The 20,044-nt window shown below is 39.0% G+C and carries 15 protein-coding genes; 8 read left to right on the top strand and 7 right to left on the bottom strand.

The window, feature by feature from the left end:
• Positions 1-43 precede the first annotated feature (43 nt).
• Entirely contained in the window at positions 44-490 is a 447-nt protein-coding gene (locus ACP3T3_RS07770; protein ID WP_426479338.1) for a Rid family detoxifying hydrolase, read from the top strand.
• An 83-nt stretch (positions 491-573) separates the two neighbouring features.
• Here the strand turns inward: ACP3T3_RS07770 and ACP3T3_RS07775 are convergent, their stop codons facing one another.
• From ACP3T3_RS07775 to ACP3T3_RS07785, 3 genes are all read right to left on the bottom strand, one after another.
• Complete coding sequence (locus ACP3T3_RS07775) at positions 574-2,223, bottom strand: serine hydrolase domain-containing protein (protein WP_426479339.1); 1,650 nt, start codon at positions 2,221-2,223, stop codon at positions 574-576.
• 116 nt (positions 2,224-2,339) lie between these two features.
• Positions 2,340-2,639, bottom strand: coding sequence for a helix-turn-helix domain-containing protein (locus ACP3T3_RS07780; protein WP_426479340.1), 300 nt, complete (start codon positions 2,637-2,639; stop codon positions 2,340-2,342).
• Between the two features lie 997 nt (positions 2,640-3,636).
• Positions 3,637-4,464, bottom strand: a complete 828-nt coding sequence (locus ACP3T3_RS07785; RefSeq protein WP_426479341.1) for a helix-turn-helix domain-containing protein — start codon at positions 4,462-4,464, stop codon at positions 3,637-3,639.
• A gap of 105 nt (positions 4,465-4,569) precedes the next feature.
• On the opposite strand from ACP3T3_RS07785, the gene ACP3T3_RS07790 reads away from it, so the two are divergent.
• From ACP3T3_RS07790 to ACP3T3_RS07810, 5 genes are all read left to right on the top strand, one after another.
• Complete coding sequence (locus ACP3T3_RS07790; protein ID WP_426479342.1) at positions 4,570-5,136, top strand: DapH/DapD/GlmU-related protein; 567 nt, start codon at positions 4,570-4,572, stop codon at positions 5,134-5,136.
• A 103-nt stretch (positions 5,137-5,239) separates the two neighbouring features.
• Entirely contained in the window at positions 5,240-5,668 is a 429-nt protein-coding gene (locus tag ACP3T3_RS07795) for a cupin domain-containing protein (protein WP_426479343.1), read from the top strand.
• Complete coding sequence (locus tag ACP3T3_RS07800; protein WP_426479344.1) at positions 5,668-6,717, top strand: carboxymuconolactone decarboxylase family protein; 1,050 nt, start codon at positions 5,668-5,670, stop codon at positions 6,715-6,717. The genes ACP3T3_RS07795 and ACP3T3_RS07800 overlap by 1 nt, the downstream gene beginning before the upstream one ends.
• A 2-nt stretch (positions 6,718-6,719) precedes the next feature.
• Positions 6,720-7,763: an alpha/beta hydrolase gene (locus tag ACP3T3_RS07805; RefSeq protein ID WP_426479345.1), complete on the top strand. Its 1,044-nt coding sequence runs from the start codon at positions 6,720-6,722 to the stop codon at positions 7,761-7,763.
• Positions 7,764-7,878: 115 nt separating this feature from the next.
• Positions 7,879-9,138 carry a hypothetical protein gene (locus ACP3T3_RS07810; protein ID WP_426479346.1) on the top strand — a complete coding sequence of 420 codons (1,260 nt, stop codon included), beginning with the start codon at positions 7,879-7,881 and terminating at the stop codon, positions 9,136-9,138.
• An 81-nt stretch (positions 9,139-9,219) separates the two neighbouring features.
• Here ACP3T3_RS07810 and ACP3T3_RS07815 read toward each other — a convergent pair whose 3' ends face one another.
• Positions 9,220-9,918 (bottom strand): DUF1826 domain-containing protein, encoded by a 699-nt coding sequence (locus ACP3T3_RS07815; protein ID WP_426479347.1) that lies wholly within the window; start codon positions 9,916-9,918, stop codon positions 9,220-9,222.
• A gap of 193 nt (positions 9,919-10,111) precedes the next feature.
• Here ACP3T3_RS07815 and ACP3T3_RS07820 point away from each other — a divergent pair, with 193 nt between their 5' ends.
• Positions 10,112-10,930 carry a helix-turn-helix domain-containing protein gene (locus tag ACP3T3_RS07820; protein ID WP_426479348.1) on the top strand — a complete coding sequence of 273 codons (819 nt, stop codon included), beginning with the start codon at positions 10,112-10,114 and terminating at the stop codon, positions 10,928-10,930.
• Position 10,931: 1 nt separating this feature from the next.
• On the opposite strand, the gene ACP3T3_RS07825 is transcribed toward ACP3T3_RS07820, so the two are convergent.
• The 3 genes from ACP3T3_RS07825 to ACP3T3_RS07835 form a co-directional block, all read right to left on the bottom strand.
• Positions 10,932-11,372, bottom strand: coding sequence for a YybH family protein (locus ACP3T3_RS07825; RefSeq protein WP_426479349.1), 441 nt, complete (start codon positions 11,370-11,372; stop codon positions 10,932-10,934).
• Positions 11,373-11,521: 149 nt separating this feature from the next.
• Complete coding sequence (locus ACP3T3_RS07830; RefSeq protein ID WP_426479350.1) at positions 11,522-13,384, bottom strand: T9SS type A sorting domain-containing protein; 1,863 nt, start codon at positions 13,382-13,384, stop codon at positions 11,522-11,524.
• A 71-nt stretch (positions 13,385-13,455) separates the two neighbouring features.
• On the bottom strand, positions 13,456-18,348 hold the full coding sequence (locus ACP3T3_RS07835) for a PKD domain-containing protein (protein ID WP_426479351.1): 4,893 nt from the start codon (positions 18,346-18,348) through the stop codon (positions 13,456-13,458).
• 461 nt (positions 18,349-18,809) lie between these two features.
• Between ACP3T3_RS07835 and glsA the strand changes: the two genes are divergently transcribed.
• Positions 18,810-19,823, top strand: coding sequence for a glutaminase A (gene glsA, locus ACP3T3_RS07840; protein WP_426479352.1), 1,014 nt, complete (start codon positions 18,810-18,812; stop codon positions 19,821-19,823).
• Positions 19,824-20,044: the final 221 nt, after the last annotated feature.

The following is a 20,044-nucleotide window of genomic DNA, read 5'->3' on the forward strand; positions in this document are numbered from 1 at the left end:
TTGGGAAAGCCAGCCTTTTGCTTACTCCTAAAAATCAACTACAATGAACAAGATTTTATTATTCCTGCTTTCACTGACAGTTTTCACATCATGTACCGTCACGCAGGAACTAGAAAAGACAAAACATGCCAATCTGCCGGCGCCAATAGGCCCATACAGCCACTCAGTGAGCTACGGCAAGCTGATATTTGTTTCTGGCCAGATAGGATTAGATCAAAAAACAAACAGTTTAAAACCGGGAATTGAAGAACAAGCCGTTCAGATTTTCGAAAACCTGAAAACTATTCTCCATGACAACCATTCGGATCTGGAACATGTCACCAAAACAACCATTTTTATGACCGATATAAAGCAGTTTGACACGGTTAATACAATTTACAGACAATACTTTGGAAATCACTTTCCTGCCCGCAGCACCATTCAAGTGGCGGCTTTACCCGGAAATGCCCATATCGAAATTGAATGCATTGCGGTTAAGAAAAGTAAATAGTTGTTGGCTAATATAATGGATATATTTATCTCCTTATTCATTTTTTTGTATCTCTTTCTTTTTGTCAAAGCATTGAAATTCTATTATTTTATTTTTTTAAATTCCAAATTAAAGATATTAGCTCCAGATAATACAAATTTATAAATCTCATCATTTTTATCATACTTAAAATCAAGCTTCCCAAAAAACTCTGTCTTTGAATAGTAACTGGTAGAAGCTAATATAAATAATTCTATATCACCATTAAGGGGGTGTCTTGCAATCAGCTTGCCCTTTTCTATCAGAAGCTGGTAGATTGTATTAAATTCTTCATTTCTGTAAAATCCGATTATCTTGTTTACAAATACCTTATCAACATTTGGTGAATCTAAGACAATTTTTTTTGCGCTGTATGTAAAATCGGCAATTCTCAGAGCAAGTGCTCCACTTTCAAAGGTCAAACTTGCAGTAGGAATAGAGCTAATCTTGAATTTATTGTCACCAGCTGACTGTAACCGTTCTCTACCTTTTTGGTTGTATGTTCCTACATACAGGTCTTTGTCTTCAGCGGATATTTCTAAATAATTTCCAGGATTGAGCTCATAGATTCCTTCAAATTGCTTAAGTTCTGATGATGTGTAAGTCTTTTTTCCAGACTGTACTGTGATTATCTTATCTTTAAGAAAGAAATCAAGTAACTGATAGGCAATGATCAGACCATCAAAACCTTGCTTGTTACTTAGTATTACAACAGAAAAGTTTTGCGAGGGAACATGTAATATATAAGTCCTATAACCAACAGTTCCACCACCATGAAATACAATATCCAAACCCTTGTATTTTTCAGTTTGCAGACCCAATCCATACTGTACTTTTTTACCTGAGATGAGCACAGTATTCTTTTGCATTACCTCATAGATAGCATCGTTTCCCTGTATTGGATACTGAAAATTTATTGCCCATTTGCAAAGGTCATTAAGTGTTGTATAAATATTGGATGATCCACTAACCATCTGTCCGATAGGAAGCTTTAAGAAATTACTGCCTTGTGGCTGATAAGACTCTGCCTTGTTCGGAATAATTTTATCAGCATTCTCGATTGCCATTGTATTTTTCATATGCAATGGATTTGAAATATATTCTGTTACCAATTGGTTAAAATCTTTTTTATATACTCTATGAAGAATTTCAGCAAGCAATGTAAAACCGGTATTGTTGTATTGGTATTTTTCTCCAGGAAAGAAATTGATAGTTCTGATTTTTAGCAGGGTTTGTACTGCTTCTGCATTACTAACCTTAACCTCATCCCCAACCCCCTGCAACTTCTTAATTTCACTGAAGTTGGGCAATCCATGAGTATGGTTTGCCAATTGTCGAACACTAATTTTATGGTGAAGGTGTTTTAACTCTGGCAGATACATTCTGATATCGTCATCTAAGGACAGCTTTCCCTCCTTTTCAGCCTGCAGAGCAATAAATGCTGTAAACTGTTTTGATACAGATGCTATATTAAAAGCTGTAGAATCGGTTATTGCCGTTTTATTTTCAAGATTAGCTAGTCCGTAGGCTTTCTTATAGATAATGTTTCCATCTTTTATAATACCGATAGCCATACCAGGTTCGTTATCAGATTTATATAGGTTAAACAAAGAGTCAGTTCGAATAATGGGATCTTGTTGAGTGGATTGTCCGACACAGATTCCAAAACTTAATGCTGAAATAAGCACTAATATCAGATTGGTTTTTAGCTTCATTTTATTTATTTTAATGATGAAGCAAATCTGGAAATTTGGCTTTGTAAAAATATCCGAGTTTAAGAAATCGGACTAATTTTCTATCAAAAAAGAGTACGATTTTAAATCGGACGTTATTAAACCATTGATTTTCTGTACTCTGTAGGCGTTAAGCTAGTCTCTTTTTTGAATGCAGTGTAAAATGAAGACTTTGAGTTGAATCCCACATCATACAATACTTCTAGTACTGTTAATTGAGGCTGCTCACGTAAAAGAGTCTTTGCATCATTAATTCTAAACTCATTGATAAAGTCGAAAAAATGTCTCCTGGTATGCTGATTAATTAATAACGAAAGTTGCTTCTCGGGTAAATGAACATGTCCTGCTAATTTCTGCAATGTCAGCTTATCGTCCAAATAAGGTTTTTCCGTTTCCATAAATTTGAGCAAATTTTTTAGCAGTGCCGGTTCTTCTTTCAATTCATTTGTCAATTCTAACGAAACCAAATTTTTATTGATCCCTGCAAACAAATTGGGCTTGTATAATGCATTAAGGACAAACCAACTGATAACAAATAACACAAAAACGGAGGTGAAAATATATAAATAGAGATATACAGGGCTGCTTTCGTCTACAAAGCCCCTTAAAAGAACAAAGAAATTTCCAATTAAAAAAAGAACAGTAGTTTGCATCAACCATTTGTGCGTCAGATGGTGATTACCTGAATAATTTTCCCGATATAATTTTCTGAAAGTTCTCAGTACTAAAAATACGGCAACTATATAAAAATAGTATTGGATAAAAGAAATAATATTAAACACCTGATAACTTTGATTTGAAATCCCTTTAATACTGAAGAAGCAGAAAAAAAGGAGAAAGGGAAGCGCATGAAAAAAGTACTTTTTTTGAAGTTTAAAATTGTAGTAACACGCCGAATTTACGTATAAATAATAAAGAGGCATCTGTAAAAGGACGCTTGCCAATTTGCCGCCTTTTAATACTTTGGAGCCTGAAGACGCAAGAAAAAAACCTGAAAAATCAATCACCGACACCAATAGAAAAGTAGCGAAAAGATAATTCGGTAATTTCCGTTTGGATTTTGCTGTAATCAGAAAGATACTTAACAGCAAAAACAAGAAAAAGCTGATCTTCCCCAAATCGTTGACAAATGACATATTTTTTCCATTTTGAATTATACAAAACTACACATTAAAATTTCTATCTATGTATAATCAAAATAAATGGTTGCTCTGGATTTCTTATCAAACAAGAAATATTTCCAGCCTGAAGCACCATTGAAGTAGCAGCTTTACCGAGAAATGCACATCGAAATTGAATGCATTGCGGTTAAAAAAAATAAATAGTTGAATTGAAACCGCCAAACAGGAAAATCAAGTAATCGTTTCTAAAGATGATATTTTTTCCATAGTCTTCTTATTCTAACCGCTTTCTAAACTCGCCCGGCGTTACACCCAGTAATTTCTTTACATATCTCGTAAAAAACGACCGGCTGCTGAACCGCATTTGATCGGCTATCTCAGAGATGTTGAGGTGGCGGTTTTCTAATAATAAAACAATGCGTTCTTTAGCATGACGCTGTATCCATTCTGATGCGGTAATCCCCGAATGGGTTTTGCAAAGGTGGTTGAGGTATTTTGGTGTGATATTCAGCGCATTGCTATAATACTGAACTTCCCGCTCAGTAAGACAATGCTGCTGCAAAAGGTTAATAAATTGCTGATACAGTGTTCCGGTTTGCAGGCTATGGCGGCGCTGTTCATATTCGTTGGCAAAGGTGTGCCACATCTCCAAAATAAACAGACGCATTTGCAGGTTCAAAGCCTCTTCGTAAAAGCGGTGTCCGGTTTCTTCAAAACGCTGGTTCATCCATTTAAAATTATTGAGAATCCTTTCTTTTTCTTCTAATGTAGCGATATTTTTTACCGGAAAAACCCGGGAGTGTAATTGCGCATTGATGCTCCAGCCCTGATCAGGAATATTGTTGGTTAAAAAATCTTTTTCCACCAGCAGAATACTGGCTTTAAACCCTTTACTGCTCTGCAATTGAGACAAATGGCTTTCGGCAAACCAAAACAAAAACTGTCCCGCTTTGCAAATCACCCGCTCTTCATTAAACAAAAATTTCATGCTGCCACGATGGCAAAACAAATGCGTGTGGTACTGTTTTAAAATGCTTTCAGTGAAAGCATTACCATCTTTTATTTCGAGAAAAATGATTTTAGGAAGCGGATTTTTCTGCACTGTTACTTATTATAATGCTAAAATAGGAAATATTTGATATTATTAGCGTATTTAATGGCATAAATAAGAACTGATTTGGACGGAAATTTGTACTTATAATTCATTATGAGCAAAACAGAAAACAATATATTCGACGATTTATACAACGGAATAACCGTTACTAAAAATCATCCGCAAATTGCGGAGCTGCGTACTTCATCGTATGCAACTATCGGTTTGTTACAAAAGCTGAACAGCAGCCATGATCCTTTGGAGATTGTCCAAATTCTCAGTGAGATTACCGGGAAAACAATAGATGAAACAGTAGCGGTCTTTCCGCCGTTGTATATCAACAATGGCACAAACCTGCACATTGGCAAAAATGTATTCATCAATTTCGACTGTACTTTTTTGTCTTTAGGTGGGATCACTATCGAAGACAATGTGTTAATTGGTCCCAAAGTCAGCCTGCTTTCCGAAGGCCATCCACTACAGCCTGCAGAAAGAGATTCCCTGGTTCCGGGAAAAATTCATATTAAGAAAAATGCATGGATCGGTGCTAATTCCACCATTTTACCCGGTGTAACCATTGGCGAAAATGCAGTGGTGGCAGCAGGTGCGGTGGTTTCAAAAGATGTGGCCGCAAACACGGTTGTAGGAGGTATACCTGCGAAATTGATCAGAAACATTTAGACCCAATTCTATTATGAAAAAAATGATTATAGCATTGTTTACCAGCATGGTAGCTTTTTCAAGCGCCAATGCCCAAATTTATTCCAATAAAAAATAAACAGATATGAATACAGTTATTCCAAAGATAAGCGATTTCCCAACGGGAGAAGAGAATACAGCGTATGCCCAATATTTCACAGGCAAATCCTGGCTGGCGCCTTTGACCAGCGATAAGACCCTGAATGTACCATTAGCCAATGTAACCTTTGAGCCCGGCTGCCGCAATAACTGGCACAGCCACACTGGCGGACAGCTTCTGATTGTGGTTGGCGGCGAAGGTTTGTATCAGGAACGGGATAAACCTGCGAGGCATCTGAAAGCAGGCGATGTGGTGGAGATTGCCCCTAATGTTGAACACTGGCACGGAGCCACCGCCCACAGCTGGTTTTCGCACCTCGCGACCAACGGCAGCCCGGAATCCAATGAAAATAAGTGGCTGGAGCCTGTAACTGATGAAGTGTACCAGGCTGCTAACCAACAAATTAGCAAGTAATGAACTTTTTAAAATACAAGTGGCTAATGCCGGTACTGGCATTGACCCTTTTCACCACAACAATGAAAGCACAGGAAAAAATGATTCTGAATGCGCAGGAAAAAAGCCTGGCAGGTATTTCGGCAACTACCGTAACCGGTAAAACCGAATTATTGAAATTGCAGCTGAACGAAGGACTGAACAATGGCCTTACCATCAACGAAATAAAAGAGGCTATCACGCAATTATATGCCTATAGCGGCTTTCCGAGAAGTTTGAACGCCATCAACGTTTTTGCTGAATTATTAAAAGAACGCAAAGCTAAGGGCATTGACGATATTGAGGGAAAAGTCATCATCCAAAACACTGATGCTGACAAATACGAGCAGGGGCGCAAAACCCTGGAACAGCTTACCAAAACACCACAGGCCAGGCCTGCACCGGGGTTTGGTGAATTTGCTCCACGTATAGATGCTTTTTTGAAAGAACATCTTTTTGCCGATATTTTTGCGAGTGATGTATTGAATTACCGGCAGAGAGAGCTGGTAACCATTGCCGCTCTGGCATCAATGGACGGTGTGGAAAATCAGCTGAAGGCCCACCTTGCGATGGGTAAAAATACAGGTATCACCGATGCAGAACTCAAGGATTTGAGTAGTGTCATCCATCGATTGATCGGTGCAACACAGGCCAATACCATACTCACCAACATCGGTGAAGCACCGGTTGCTGTGCTGAAACCGGATATGATGGTCCGCATTTCTGAAATTGAAATTGTACCCGAACATCTGGAAGCCTACAAAGCCATCCTGAAAGAGGAGGCTGCCGCATCAATAGAAAAAGAAACGGGTGTGCTGGCTATTTTCCCGATGTTTCAGAAGGATAATCCGGCCCAGGTACGGATTGTGGAAATCTATGCTAGCAAAGCTGCCTACGAACAGCACCTGCAAACTTCTCATTTTAAACAGTATAAAACGACCACTTTACCCATGGTGAAAAACCTGAAACTGGTAGATATGAACGCATTGGACACTGCAGCCATGCAGGCCATTTTTAAGAAAATAAAATGAAAATGAAAACCATACAATTGATTGCAACAGGGATGTTATTGTTTTCCCAATCATCATTTGCACAAAACAAAACATTAAATTCAAAAAAGATGGAAGCTAAAGAGCATTATACATTTCAACTGAGCGACAAAGTAATACGACAGAAAGTGAATTTTAAAAACCGTTACGGCATTACTATTTCAGCTGATCTGTATCTGCCAAAAAATGCCGGAACAGAGAAAATGGCAGCTTTAGCCATAAGCGGGCCATTCGGTGCGGTAAAAGAGCAGTCATCAGGTTTGTATGCGAATCAGATGGCAGAGCGTGGTTTTGCAGTGGTGGCATTCGACCCGTCGTATACAGGTGAAAGCAGCGGCGAACCGAGAAACCTGGCATCCCCTGAAATCAATACTGAAGATTTTAGTGCGGCGGTGGATTTTTTGGGTATACAGAAAAACATCGACCGTAACAAAATTGGCATCATCGGTATTTGTGGTTTTGGCGGTTTTGCTTTAAATGCAGCGGCCGTTGATAAAAGAGTAAAAGCAGTAGCCACTTCTACAATGTATGACATGACAAGGGTAATGTCGAAAGGTTACAATGATGCTGTTACTTTGGAGCAACGCACCAAAACACTGGAGCAATTGGGTGAGCAACGCTGGAAAGATGCCGAAGCGGGAACCTTTGCAAACGGTCCCAAATTAAATGCAGATTTAAAAGGAAACGAACCTCAGTTTTTAAAAGAATATTACGATTATTACAGCACATCAAGGGGTTATCACGAACGCGCAGTCAATTCAAGGGGTTCCTGGACCGCAACAACACCGCTATCTTTTATGAATATGCCCATTTTGACGTACATCAAAGAAATTTCACCAAGACCGGTTTTAATTATTGCAGGCGAAAAAGCACATTCAAGATATTTTAGCGAAGATGCTTTTAAAGCAGCAGCTGAACCCAAAGAACTGGTTATCGTTCCCAATGCAGTTCATGTAGATTTATACGACCAACTGGATAAGATTCCGTTTGATAAACTGGAAACGTTTTTTAAAGCTAATTTGAAGTAACCTGTTGAAACGATCATCTATTATTTTTTGATGGATTGACCATTATATAAAATAGCGAAAAAGGGTAATTTTTTAATAGTTGCCTTCGGGATAACTTTATCAAAAAATAAGTCCCATGAACACAATTATTAAAAAACTATCTGTTTTAAGTGTGCTAGCTTCACTTATTAGTTTCTGTTCTATCCTGTTTGCGCAGGTCTATCCTATCGGCCAAATGTTTTTGACTACTTACGGACAGTCTTTTACGATGTACAGTACAGGTGTGATTGTTCAGGATGGCAATCCGGGAAATGCCGGCCAGGCAGTATATGATCAGACCGGAATTAATTATTTACGATTGCCTTCAGCGGTTCCCTACCAAAAGGCATTTTTTCTGGACTTTGATAAAAATATTATTGAATTGGATTACCGGTACGGATACCGGCTGGTTGGCTATTCTACCATTCCTGTTCCTCCCCGGCCGGTAATGTATCTTCCAAAACCAACTTATGATAACCAGATAGGAATTCAAACTGCCGAAGGATTAAGACCAATTCCTACAGAAATTGTTGATGAGCAAAAACCTTTTGGGGATGTCATGATGACAAGCGAGCAGACTGCTGTAGATTGTTATAAAAATTCATTGAATTTTGACGGCTCTTTAAACCAGTTAAAATTCGGAGACTGTATGGTAACTCATATGGCAGGCGAAAAAGAGCTTGAAATTTACAAGTGCGCCAAAAACTCACAGACAGCCGAGGAGCAGAGTCTTTGTATGCTAAGTATATTAGGTGGTTCAAAAGAAAAGCAGATTACCCAGGATATGATGAAATGTTATAAAGAATATGGTGATAATTATGAAATGTATCCGCTTTGTTTTGCCGACAAAGTAAATGATCCGGAGTTAAAGCAGCTGGTATCCTGCTTTAAAGATCAGGCTAACGGCGGAAAAGTTTCCTTTATGGGAACTGCTGTCTGTTATGGTGCCAGTAAACTTAATATGAATACGGAAGCACAAATAGCAGTGGAATGTGCAGTAAGCACCGGCGGCCAGCCATATGCATTTGCAGGGTGCGCAGGAGGCCAGCTGACTTACCGGGAATTAAATAAATGCCTTACAAACGGTGTAGGTGGCGATAATGGATGCTTCGGAAAAAATAATACGATTGTTAAAGGATTAAATCAAATTGGAGATGCCTTAAAAGGCCAGTTTGGCCCCAATAATGATATCGTCAAAACATGGAATAATACAGTTCATGATTTACAATATGGTCCCGGGAAAAATCATGAAGCGGTAAAACTGGTCAGAAACATTAGCAACGAACTGGGAAAAGCAGGAAATAATGTTGCAAAGGAAATAAAAAAAGTTGTTCCCAGAATAAAAATTAAATGGTAGACTTACTCCCGTAAAAATAAAAAGCATTGATTAATTTAATTGATTAACTATAAAAAATCCAATTGAATTATTATCTGCACATTAACAAATCAACAGCAACCGATATTCACCATCGTTTTCCACGGGTGCCCTGTGAACACATGGCAGTGCTTCCTGTGCGGGATGATCCACAGCAATCCGCCAAAGATGCCCCACTCCCAGGTTAACAGGCTCTGCATAAGGTTTAGGCTGATAATGCAAATCAAAGAAATAGTCTTTCAGAAAATCTTCAAATTCTTCTTCCGGACCGTCGTGCAATTTTCTGAGCTGCTCCCGGATTGCAGGAATCAAAATTTTCTGTTCAACGTGATCATTGGGTATGATATCGCTTGCAGCACCGTGATAAGTGCACAGAAAAGTATCGGTTCCTATGGGTGAACGGTCTACATGATAGGAGTAGACATCTGTTGAAATAAAACCGAGTTCTTCATCCCGCTCATACTTTTTAAGTAGATTAAGAACCGGAGAAGCTCCAAAATCGGTTAGTAGCTGTAAGTCATTTAAAATAATTTCCCTTGCCTTATTTCCCTCTTCTGATAAATTCAATGCCAGGAGATCATCCGGGGAAACTTCCGTAATATGATCTTTTAATTCAAGTTTAGAAACAATTTCTTTAAAATCTCCGGCCAGGTTTCTATGCCAGCAAATGGCATTCATAATTCCCTGAAAATGGGTATTTACCAGTTCTGAAAAAGAAGAGACCACTCCAATCTGTGGATTGCCGGAAAATGTATTGCTCATATTTTTGAACTAATTGTTTAGCTGCTTAATTCTCTGCAAAAATACGGAATAGGTTATTCAAAACCTTGTACAAAAAATTCCAACCCCTTTGATATGGATATTTTTATTTTGAAGTTCTCTTTTTTTATTTGTATTACATTTATTCCTAACTTCGACTCAACTATCTATCAATGAATTAACACCCATAACAGCTATGCAAATTTTACCATCTGCCAGCTTAGCGCCTTACATAAAGAGTTATACCGTTGTTACTATTGATACGGATCTCAGGGATGAAATATTTTATCCGAGCGGATATGTGGATCTGATCATCAATATTTCCGGTGGTTTTGCGGCTACTATAATCAATGGCCGACAAAAAGACACTCCGGATATTGAACTGCTGGGACACCTCACCCTTCCTACCAGACTTACTGCTGCAAAGGGAACTTCAGTCCTTATAGCAAGGTTCTATCCGTATGCCGGCACCTTATTTTTTTCTGATCCTTTATCAGAATTTACCAATTATGCCACTGATATGTATGATGTACCAAAAATGGAAAGCAGAGATTTGTACGATCGGATCATGCAAGCTGATAACCTTTACTCAAAAATTAAGGTTCTGGAAAGCTATCTGCTTCAACAGCTGAAAAAAAATGAATCCCGAATAAAGAAAACTGCAATGGTTCAGGCACTGAGCCAGGATATTTTTATGAATCAGTACACATTGGACTTATCTGCTATGGCACAAGTTTCAGGACTCTCGGCAAGGTATATCCAAAAGCTGTACCTTACCCATATCGGACTAAGCCCTTCTTCTTTTGCTGCTGTCACCAGATTCAACAAAAGTCTGCAAATGGTGCTCAACACCCACCAATCACTCACAGCCATCGCTTATGACTGCGGATATTATGACCAGGCCCATTTTATTAAAGAGTTTAAAAAATTTACAGACATCACTCCTTCTGCTTCCAGGCTTTCGATGATCAAAAATAATACAGATCTTCAGCAGGTTGTTAATATAGGTTTTTAATCTATTTTGCAGGATGGTTGCTGCTGAACATGTCACGGTGCATCTTCCAGCCGTCTTTTGTGTTTTTCCAGATCACAATCACTTTTCCATCATCCAGTTTTTTACCTTCTAAATCGGTCATTTCATAAAAGCTTTCTTCAGTGACAGATGTTTTGCCATCGCCATAGAGATTCTGAACAGAAAATTTCACGTGTACTTTCGGTCCGTTTTTAAAGAATCCGAGTATGTGTTCTTTTCCACACAATGGTTCGGCATTGGGAGGAAACAGGCAGGCATCACTGGTATACCTTGTAAGGATGGATCCGTCATTTTTATTAGCCAGATCAGCATAGATTGCGTTGCTGGCTTCAATAATTTTTTTTACCGTTTGTATCTGGTCTCTGTTTTGGGCATTACACCAGAAGGTAAGCATTAATCCGCATAGGATAAGTAATTTTTTCATTTTTAAAATTTTATACAAAACAAGTGATTCCTGAAGGCAAAAAATTGTAAAATTGCGAACAATCTTTAATTAAATAAAACATAAAAACAGTGTCCTCTTTTGGAGAACACTGTTTTATATATAAGGTTATTAATTTTCAGTTTTGTTTTTTACTTCTTCAATATTTTTTCAGTTACTGTCGAAGACTTGGTTTTAAGCGTAATGTAATATACTCCTGTCTGAAGAGAAGATAATACGATTTGTTCCTGCGCCCTATTCAAAGTTCCCTGTTTTACCAGTTGCCCCGCAGCCCCAAAGATCTCATAAGAAACCAAAGGTTCCCTGCTCCTGATTGTAAGCACATCCTGAACCGGGTTCGGATATAATTGTATTCCTGCCTGAGCAGCCGTTTCTTCTACCGACATCTGGCTGCATGCTGATTTAGAATATTTTGTAATAAAAGACTGGGATTTTCCTCCCGTTACATTCACTGTCATTGTATTGACATTATCATTGGTTTCTGTAAACAGCTGGTCATGAAAAAGACCCCCTAATACATAATTCCCATCTTTATCTACAGCAATGGCTGTAAATTCATCCTGAACCTGAAAGTTACTGTGAATTTCCCCGGTACCAATTACCGTTCCTGTATCTTTGTTAAAACGCACCAACAAAGGATCCGACAAATCCGAATTGGGACGCGTCATTGAAAAAGATCCCCAAATTTCATTCCAGCTTCCTTTGGCATATGCCAGTTCATTTCCGTTCAATGCAATTTTTCCTTTCATGAAACGGTAAGCGGAAAAACTGGTAAGCCCGTCCGGAACTTTTGCCCATTGTACTACTCCATCAGCATTAAGCTTCATCACAAAAGGAGTCTGCCCCTGATAATTTTGTACAGGAAAGGAATGGCTTCCGAAAGTTGTAGGAACCGTTCCTGAAAAATAACGTCCTGAAATGTAAATATCTGAAGAACCGGCAGCTTTGGTAACAGAATGAATTTCGTCATCCATAAATCCGGGTAAGCTGTTATCAAATTCTTTTCTCCATAGTTCTGCTCCTGTACTGCCATTAAATGCAAGTAAATAAGCATTTTTCGTAAACGGAACATTATTGTATGTGAAATCTTCCATATTGCTGGTATAGTTTCCAATCATTCTTTTACCAGCCAGATAGTATCTGTTTAACGTTTCATCATACAGCAGATTCACTTTCCCATCTGTTCCTCCGGCTGTTAATCCTCCTGTAAGAGGGAGCAACAAAGGAGTTGCAGGGGTCATATTCCCATTATCGTAGTTAAACTTAACCAGATAATACTGAAATGATGTGGTAAATGTTGAAGGCACCGTAATCAAACCATTTAAATGAGTACCTGCTCTGAACCCCATAATAGCATGAATATTTTTGGATGAATCCATATACATCATCTGTACATCGCAGCGTCTGCTGAGGTAACTGACATCTCCCTGCAAAGCCTTGCTCCAATCCAGTGTCCCATCAGAAGTTTTATATTTAAGCAGATAGCCTGCTTTATGTGCAGGTTCTACCGTCTGATCATAATAGGTATACAAGGGCATTGTGTGACTAGCATCAAAATGCATAGGAACAGCAGTTGGATCTCCGCTATATGAATTATTATAAAGAGTAGCCATTACATATAGCCCACCATTATTATCCACTTCTATATGCCAGGCATTTTCTCCATCTTCTGACCCTCCGATAACGGTAGACCATAATGTATTACCCTGACAGTCTGTGGCAAATAAAATAAGATCACGAAGCCCATAATTAGGAACAGATACCCCGTTCAGATTCTGATCTCCACTCCATACACTTGCGAGATAATAGGTGTTGTTATTATTATCAACCACAATATCCCGGATAGATTCATCAAATTGGTAATTAAATCCCGGATCGGCAGAACCCGATTGTCCACCGGCCTGTTTTGCCCATTGCCATTGGTAAGCCTGACTAAAAGATAATACCGGCATCATAAGAAGCAATCCCCACAGTTTGTTTTTTAATTGTATCATAAAAATTCATTTAATTATAACATCCTATAAAAAAACAGTGCTCTCCGAAGAGAACACTGCTTTATAAGCTACTAATTTTTAATTAGTTTTCCTTGTAATGATGTATCTCCCGTTTGTACAATAACGATATAAACACCTTGCAACCAGCTGGAAACTTCCACGTCTACCTCTCCGGAAGCCGCTTTCACTTCTTTACGGAATTTGACATTGCCCATGGCATCAAAAACCATAATCTGTTTTGCAAGTAATTTTTCATCGCCTGTATTATACGAGATTTTCACTTTTTCCTTCGCAGGATTCGGGATCATTTTCAGAGAAGAAACCGCAGCTGCTGTAACGCTTCTTGAGGCGCTTCTCATACCTATCCACTCCGGATCTACCGCTTTGGTACTAAACTTACAGGTTTCGTTAGAGAATAAAATCTCATCAGCACCCTGGAAGTTTGAGTTTGGATAGAATGACAATGGATTAGCATTCATATCATATACGCCACCTGCCGGAATCGTAATAATAGACGGCATATAAATTCCGTATCCATTAACACTTGAAACAGTAAGACTTATCGGCTGGCTTCCTGTGTTGTAAATGGCACCATAAACAGCATAGTGATCTCCAAACCACTTCATTCCTTTAATTTCTCCTTTGATCTTACAATCTGTTTCAAATCCACATTCTTTACCAGGATAGTAATTCATGGTTCCTGATGTATACAGACATCCTAAATGAGTAACCTGCAACTGGTAGGTTCCTGCATAATTGATATACAGCGGAAAGATGAAATTATTGTTTCCACTCTGGATATTGTTTCCGAATAACTGCCAGTCATGGTGGTCAAATATGCCTTTTGGTCCCAGGATATAATTGTTTTCTCTAAGACATTCGTCATAGCATCCTGTAGGGAATACCCACATCAGGCTTTCAAGACTTAATGGCACTTCTACAGAAGCAGATACCTTACAACCACTTGGCGCAGTATAAATAACCTGATATGCACCTCCTTCATTTACAGTGATTGTCTGACCTGACATTCCATTGCTCCAGTTATAATCTCCTGCAGCTGGTCCCGATGCAGTCAACTGAATTTTGTAAGGCTGGCAGTTTGCCAAACTATACGTGGCAGTAATAGATGATGGCGGATTGCTTACGGTAACTGTAAAGTTTTTAGAACTTGTACATCCTGATGTACCCGGTGTTCTCACTTCCAGTGTATAAATATAGGTACCTGCCGTTAATGCGCCTGTATTATAAGTAATAGGATAAGGAGCAGAAGTCCATGGTACCACTACCGAACCTGCCTTTTTCCATTGGTATTCTAAAGTATTATCAGTTACAAGACCACTCAATATTGTGGAAGATCCTGCACAGATATTAGCTTTACCTGAGATATTTACATATGGAGCATTTTTAACTGTCACTGTTGCTGCTTTAGTACTCATGATGCTTGTTCTACAACCATCAGGGGAAACTAATACCGGCCAGTACGTTCCTGACTGGGTAGGAGTGAAAGCCAGTGAATTTGGTGCTCCAGGCACCGGTTGAGAGCCATTCATCCAGATATACTGGCTGGCAGTTCCTACTGAACCATTGAACACAAGTGTAGGAACAGATCCTGCACAAGCAACCACATTAATAGGTGAAATATTACCATCAATGAACGCTTCTTTCACGCTAATATTCGCAACTGGTGAAGTATACACACATCCGTTAGGAGTAGTGATTTTTAACTGTACTGTCTTTGCACCACTAGTGTTATAAGTAACCGTAGCACCTGCTCCTGAAGCCACATACGCTGTACCATCAAAAAGCCAGGTGTATGTATTAGCCGAGTTGTATCCTGCCGCAGTGAATGTAATAGGCTCACGTACACAGATCCATGCCGGAACCAGGAAGCCGGTATTCGGAACCGGAGCTAATGTAACAGTCTGCGTAGTTGTACACGATGGTTTCCCTGGTGCAGACATTGTCATGGTGAAGGTATAAGTACCTGGCGCAAGGTTGTTATAGGTAGCCGTCTGTCCTGTTTGGGTTGGCTGCCCCGGACTGGTGAATGTATAGGTAATAGATGACTGGTTGATCTCAAATATAGTAGAGCTGTTGAACAAAGTCACATTATACCCGTTTCCACTGCATACTGTACTTACACTGAATTTAGGTTCGTAGTTCTTTCTTACTTCTACGGCTTTGCTGTACCAGCATGCACCATATCTTAACCGTACAAAAACAATATGAGCCCCTGCAAGAGTAGTCTGATACGTTGCTGTAGGCTGTCCCTGAGGGGAAGTTAAAGTAAGTACGCTGTCAGATGACCACTCAATCTGGTCAGGAGTTCCGTTATACGTTAAACCTGAAGCAGAAATCGTATTACAGCCTGACCATGTAGCCACAAAGTTGATCTGAGGATCTGTATTACAAGTTCCGCTGCTTGGGCACAGCTGACTCACATTAATATTCTGTGAAGAAACCACACAGCCATTAATATCAATAGCCTGTACTCTGTAGGTTCCAAAAGCACCAGCACCACCTATGGTATAGGAGTTAGTTGCAGCTCCTGATATAGGCGTATTGTTTTTGAACCACTGCCATGAACTAATATTGGTAAGTCCTGTAGAGCTGTTAGCCGTAAGAACATACGGTGTCATCGTTGTAGGATCACATACCAGGATATTATATACCGGAGAAACCGTAATAATAGTTTCAGGATATATAGTAAAGTTAGCGCTTGCAGTAGGCTTATAGTTACATCCGTTAGTTCCCGTATAAGTTACTGTAACCGTTTGGGAAATATTACTTCCTGAACCGTTCTGGATATACCCGTTATTCGGGAAGCTATAATTTCCAAGTGGATTGAAAGTTGTAGAATATGAAGTTCCGTTAGCAAAAGTGAAAGTAACACCCGTTGCTGAAGTAATGATTCCCTGATTCACAGAGAATGTAAGATTGGAACCTAAACAGATTCCTCCAACATTTGTGAAACTCACCACAGGTAGTGGCAATAAAGATACCGGAATACTGATAATTTTTGTTACACCACATTTTACAACTCTTAAGTTCAGCGTAGTGCTGCTTGTTGTAGAAATTTCGTTGAAGTTTACCGTAATATTATTGGTACCCTGTCCTCCTACAACACTTCCGAAGTTGGCACTTCCAAATGTCCATTCCATAAAGTCCGGAACAATACCGTTCAGATTGGCAGTGAAAGTCTGAGTGCTGCTCGGACAGAAAGGTCCGCCCGGATTAGGATTAACCGTAATCGTATTAAGATCCAACGGCGATACACTGAACGAAGCCGGAGCCGAAAGACATCCCGCATTACTGATCGATTTATTCTGTGCGGACACTGTATATGATGAAGCACCTGCATTAAATATAACCGTTACAGAAGGTCCCGCATTACTACCCTGGATGGTTCCGTTGGTAACACTCCAAACCGGTACCATTCCTGCATCAACAGAGCTGATGGTATATACATAAGGTTTTCCGGAACATACTTTCGTCTCTCCTGAAATAGTACCTGTAGGCGGCTGTGGAATTGGCAATACCTTAATGATTCTTGAATTGCTTTCACAACCTCCACCTTGCTTGGTGGCAACGATAGTATAAGTACCAGGCGTTGTAAAAGTATAAGAAAACGGCCCGGACGTTACTCCTGACGAGAACGTAGACCCTCCGGTCATTATTTTCCAGATAACAGGTACGTTCGGGGTAGCTGTAAATACCTGGCTTGTTCCTGCACATATTTCATCAGTACCACCGCTTATCGTTACCGGCTGCTCTACTTCGATATCAATAGAAGCAATTCCTTCACATGATAATAAAGTGTTGAAGTAAGTGGCTTCAAGATGGTAAATTCCAGGCTGAGTGGCTGAGAAAACAATTTCATTTCTCTGCTGGGTATTAACCAGCTGACCTCCTGCAGGACCTGATACATTCCATTGAACGCTGGTTGTTGGCCATTGAGGAATAGAATAAGTATACTGCTTACCTGCACATACTTTACCCTGTCCTTTAACTTTTGCATTCTTTAAAACCACAGGAATTTTAATGGTGGTCCACTCAGGACAGGCACATTCAGACATGTACATTACATACCCGAAACCGTCTAGCGGATCCACCTGATCCCATACTACCTCGATTTCGTTACCGTTATTGTTGACAATATTCCCGCCAATAACTTTCCATTGTCCTTTATTACATCCATCCTGTACATTGTATTTTTCAACACTGCCTTCACATACTACAGAAGCACAGTTGATCTGTACAGGATCTGATTTCAGTACCTTGATTTCCTTTTTAAACTTGCTCTGGCATCCGCACTTATTGGTTACGGTAAGCTGAACAACATAATTACCGGGAGCAGTGTACATGTGGGACGGCTCAAAAGCTGTGGAAGTGGAAGTAGCTCCATCTCCGAACTGCCAGAAATAATTGACAATATCTGACCCTCCGTTTTGTTCAGAAAGGTTATCAAAATACACCGTTGTATTTTTACATACGGTATAATCCAGATTTAACAATTCAAATTTAGCAATAGGCCTGTTGATCTTTTCAATACAGATCGTCTGTGTTTCAACAGTTCCGTCGTTGTACGTGATAACAGCCTGTAAAGAACCATTACCGGCAGCTCCCCATGTAACATACGCAAGGGTGTTTCCTGTTCCGGAAATTGTTGCAGTTCCACCTGAAACGGTCCATTGTACATTAGAAACATTGGATCCCTGAACCAGATATTTGACAGGGTCTATTGATTTCTCGCAGACCCGCAGACATTGGGCAGAGTTGATGTAAGAACTGGCGATCCCGTTGTCGGGGACCGGACCCTCTTTTTCGCCACGGAATTCCTGGCATCCGACCTCTTCAGTCCATGTAATTCGAGCTTGAGCTTGCAGTACCCAGGGCACCAAAAGCCAACATAGCAGGAGCCATCTGAAGATGTGCTGCCTACCAAAATAGGTGTTGTTTTTCATAGTTATTAAAAAAGTGTTATTAATTTTTTGTCAAATTAATAAAAAATTTAATACAAAAATCATTTAATCGTGAAAAAATAACATTATTTCACGATTGAATTTCAACAATATATACAAATCCCTGCGTATATGTTATTTCACCTATATATTAGTTATGCAAAAAAAACTATCCTATCTTGATTTTTATAGTTGTGAAACGTTCAAAATCAAATAAAATCCTAATTTTTAATTCAAAAAAACAAAAACTAATCACCAAAAATATTAATTAGTTTATATTTTACTAAATAAATTTAATTTGAATTAAAATTAATCACATTTAAAAACATTAAAAAAGCAATGTGTTTTTTACAAATCCCGGCATCTGCAAGTACAGCCAGAGAGAATTGCTGACAAGAGTAAAAATATTTATCTTTGTTTTTCAAGGCTTATCATAATAAACAATTTATTTGAAGATTTTCCATATGAAGAACAACCGCTTTTTATTTTCTGCAAAAGGAATCTGCACTGCAGCTTTTCTTTCCTTAAGCACAATCGTTTACGCGCAGAAAACAGCAGATATTTCCACTATTTCAGAAAAAACATTAACCACTATTCTGGAAAAAAACAGAGCTTATTACTCCCAGGGAAAAGTAGCAGATTACATTCCTGAACTGGGAAAAATGGACGCCAGGGCAATTGCTTTTTCCGTAGTGGACAAAAATGGAAAAGTATTCAATACCGGTGATGTAAGTAAGAAATTTACCATGCAGAGCATTTCCAAAATTATATCATTAATGGTAGCCGTAACCGAGAAAGGAGAAGCACATATCTTTGATAAAATGGGATATTTCGGATCTGATAAACCTTTCAACCATTTTTCAAACCTGGAAACTACCGGCAAGCCACTGAATCCAATGATGAACGCAGGGGCTATTCTTACCACTTCACTCATTTCAGGAGAAGGAGAAAACCCTTTTCTGAAAATACTGGACATGGTAAGGTATATTACCAAAAATCCATCAATAGATTACAATAAATCCGTTTACGAATCTGAAAAATCAACCGGCCACCGCAACCGCGGCATGTTTTACATCATGAAAAACAGCGGACTGATTTCAGGAAATGAAGACCAGCTGGACAACTACTTCAAGCAGTGTTCTATTGAAATAACCGCTGAGGACCTTGCGAAAATTGGTTACTTCTTCGCCAATCAATGTGTAAGATTTGATGGTGACTCCACTTATAAAAACGCAGATATGGCAAAACTTGTAGAATCACAGATGCTGACAGCCGGCATGTATGAGTTCAGCGGTGAGTATTCCAGAACAGTGGGGCTACCAAGCAAATCCGGTGTCGGAGGCGGCATCACCGTAAGTGTGCCCGGTAAAATAGGAATTGGAGTGTTCAGTCCTGCTTTAGATCAGCACGGAAATTCGCTGGCAGGTTACCATATGATTTTAGATCTGGCCAAACAGTATGGATTAAGTATTTTTTAATTTTGACAGTCACAAACACCATCTATTGGGCCATAAAAACTCTACAAAAGGAATATAGATCTGTAATTGACCCAACATAAACTTTTAAAAGTATATTAGACAAATCTTAACGATCAGCATATTCAAAAAAAACAGTAAGTATATCAGACACTTACTGTTTTTTTTATGAATTTCGAAAAGATATATTAATTATTCTTAAAAATACCTATCTGTTTATTTAT

Origin of the sequence: Chryseobacterium sp. CBSDS_008 (assembly GCF_049959325.1) — a bacterium.
GTDB lineage: Bacteria > Bacteroidota > Bacteroidia > Flavobacteriales > Weeksellaceae > Chryseobacterium.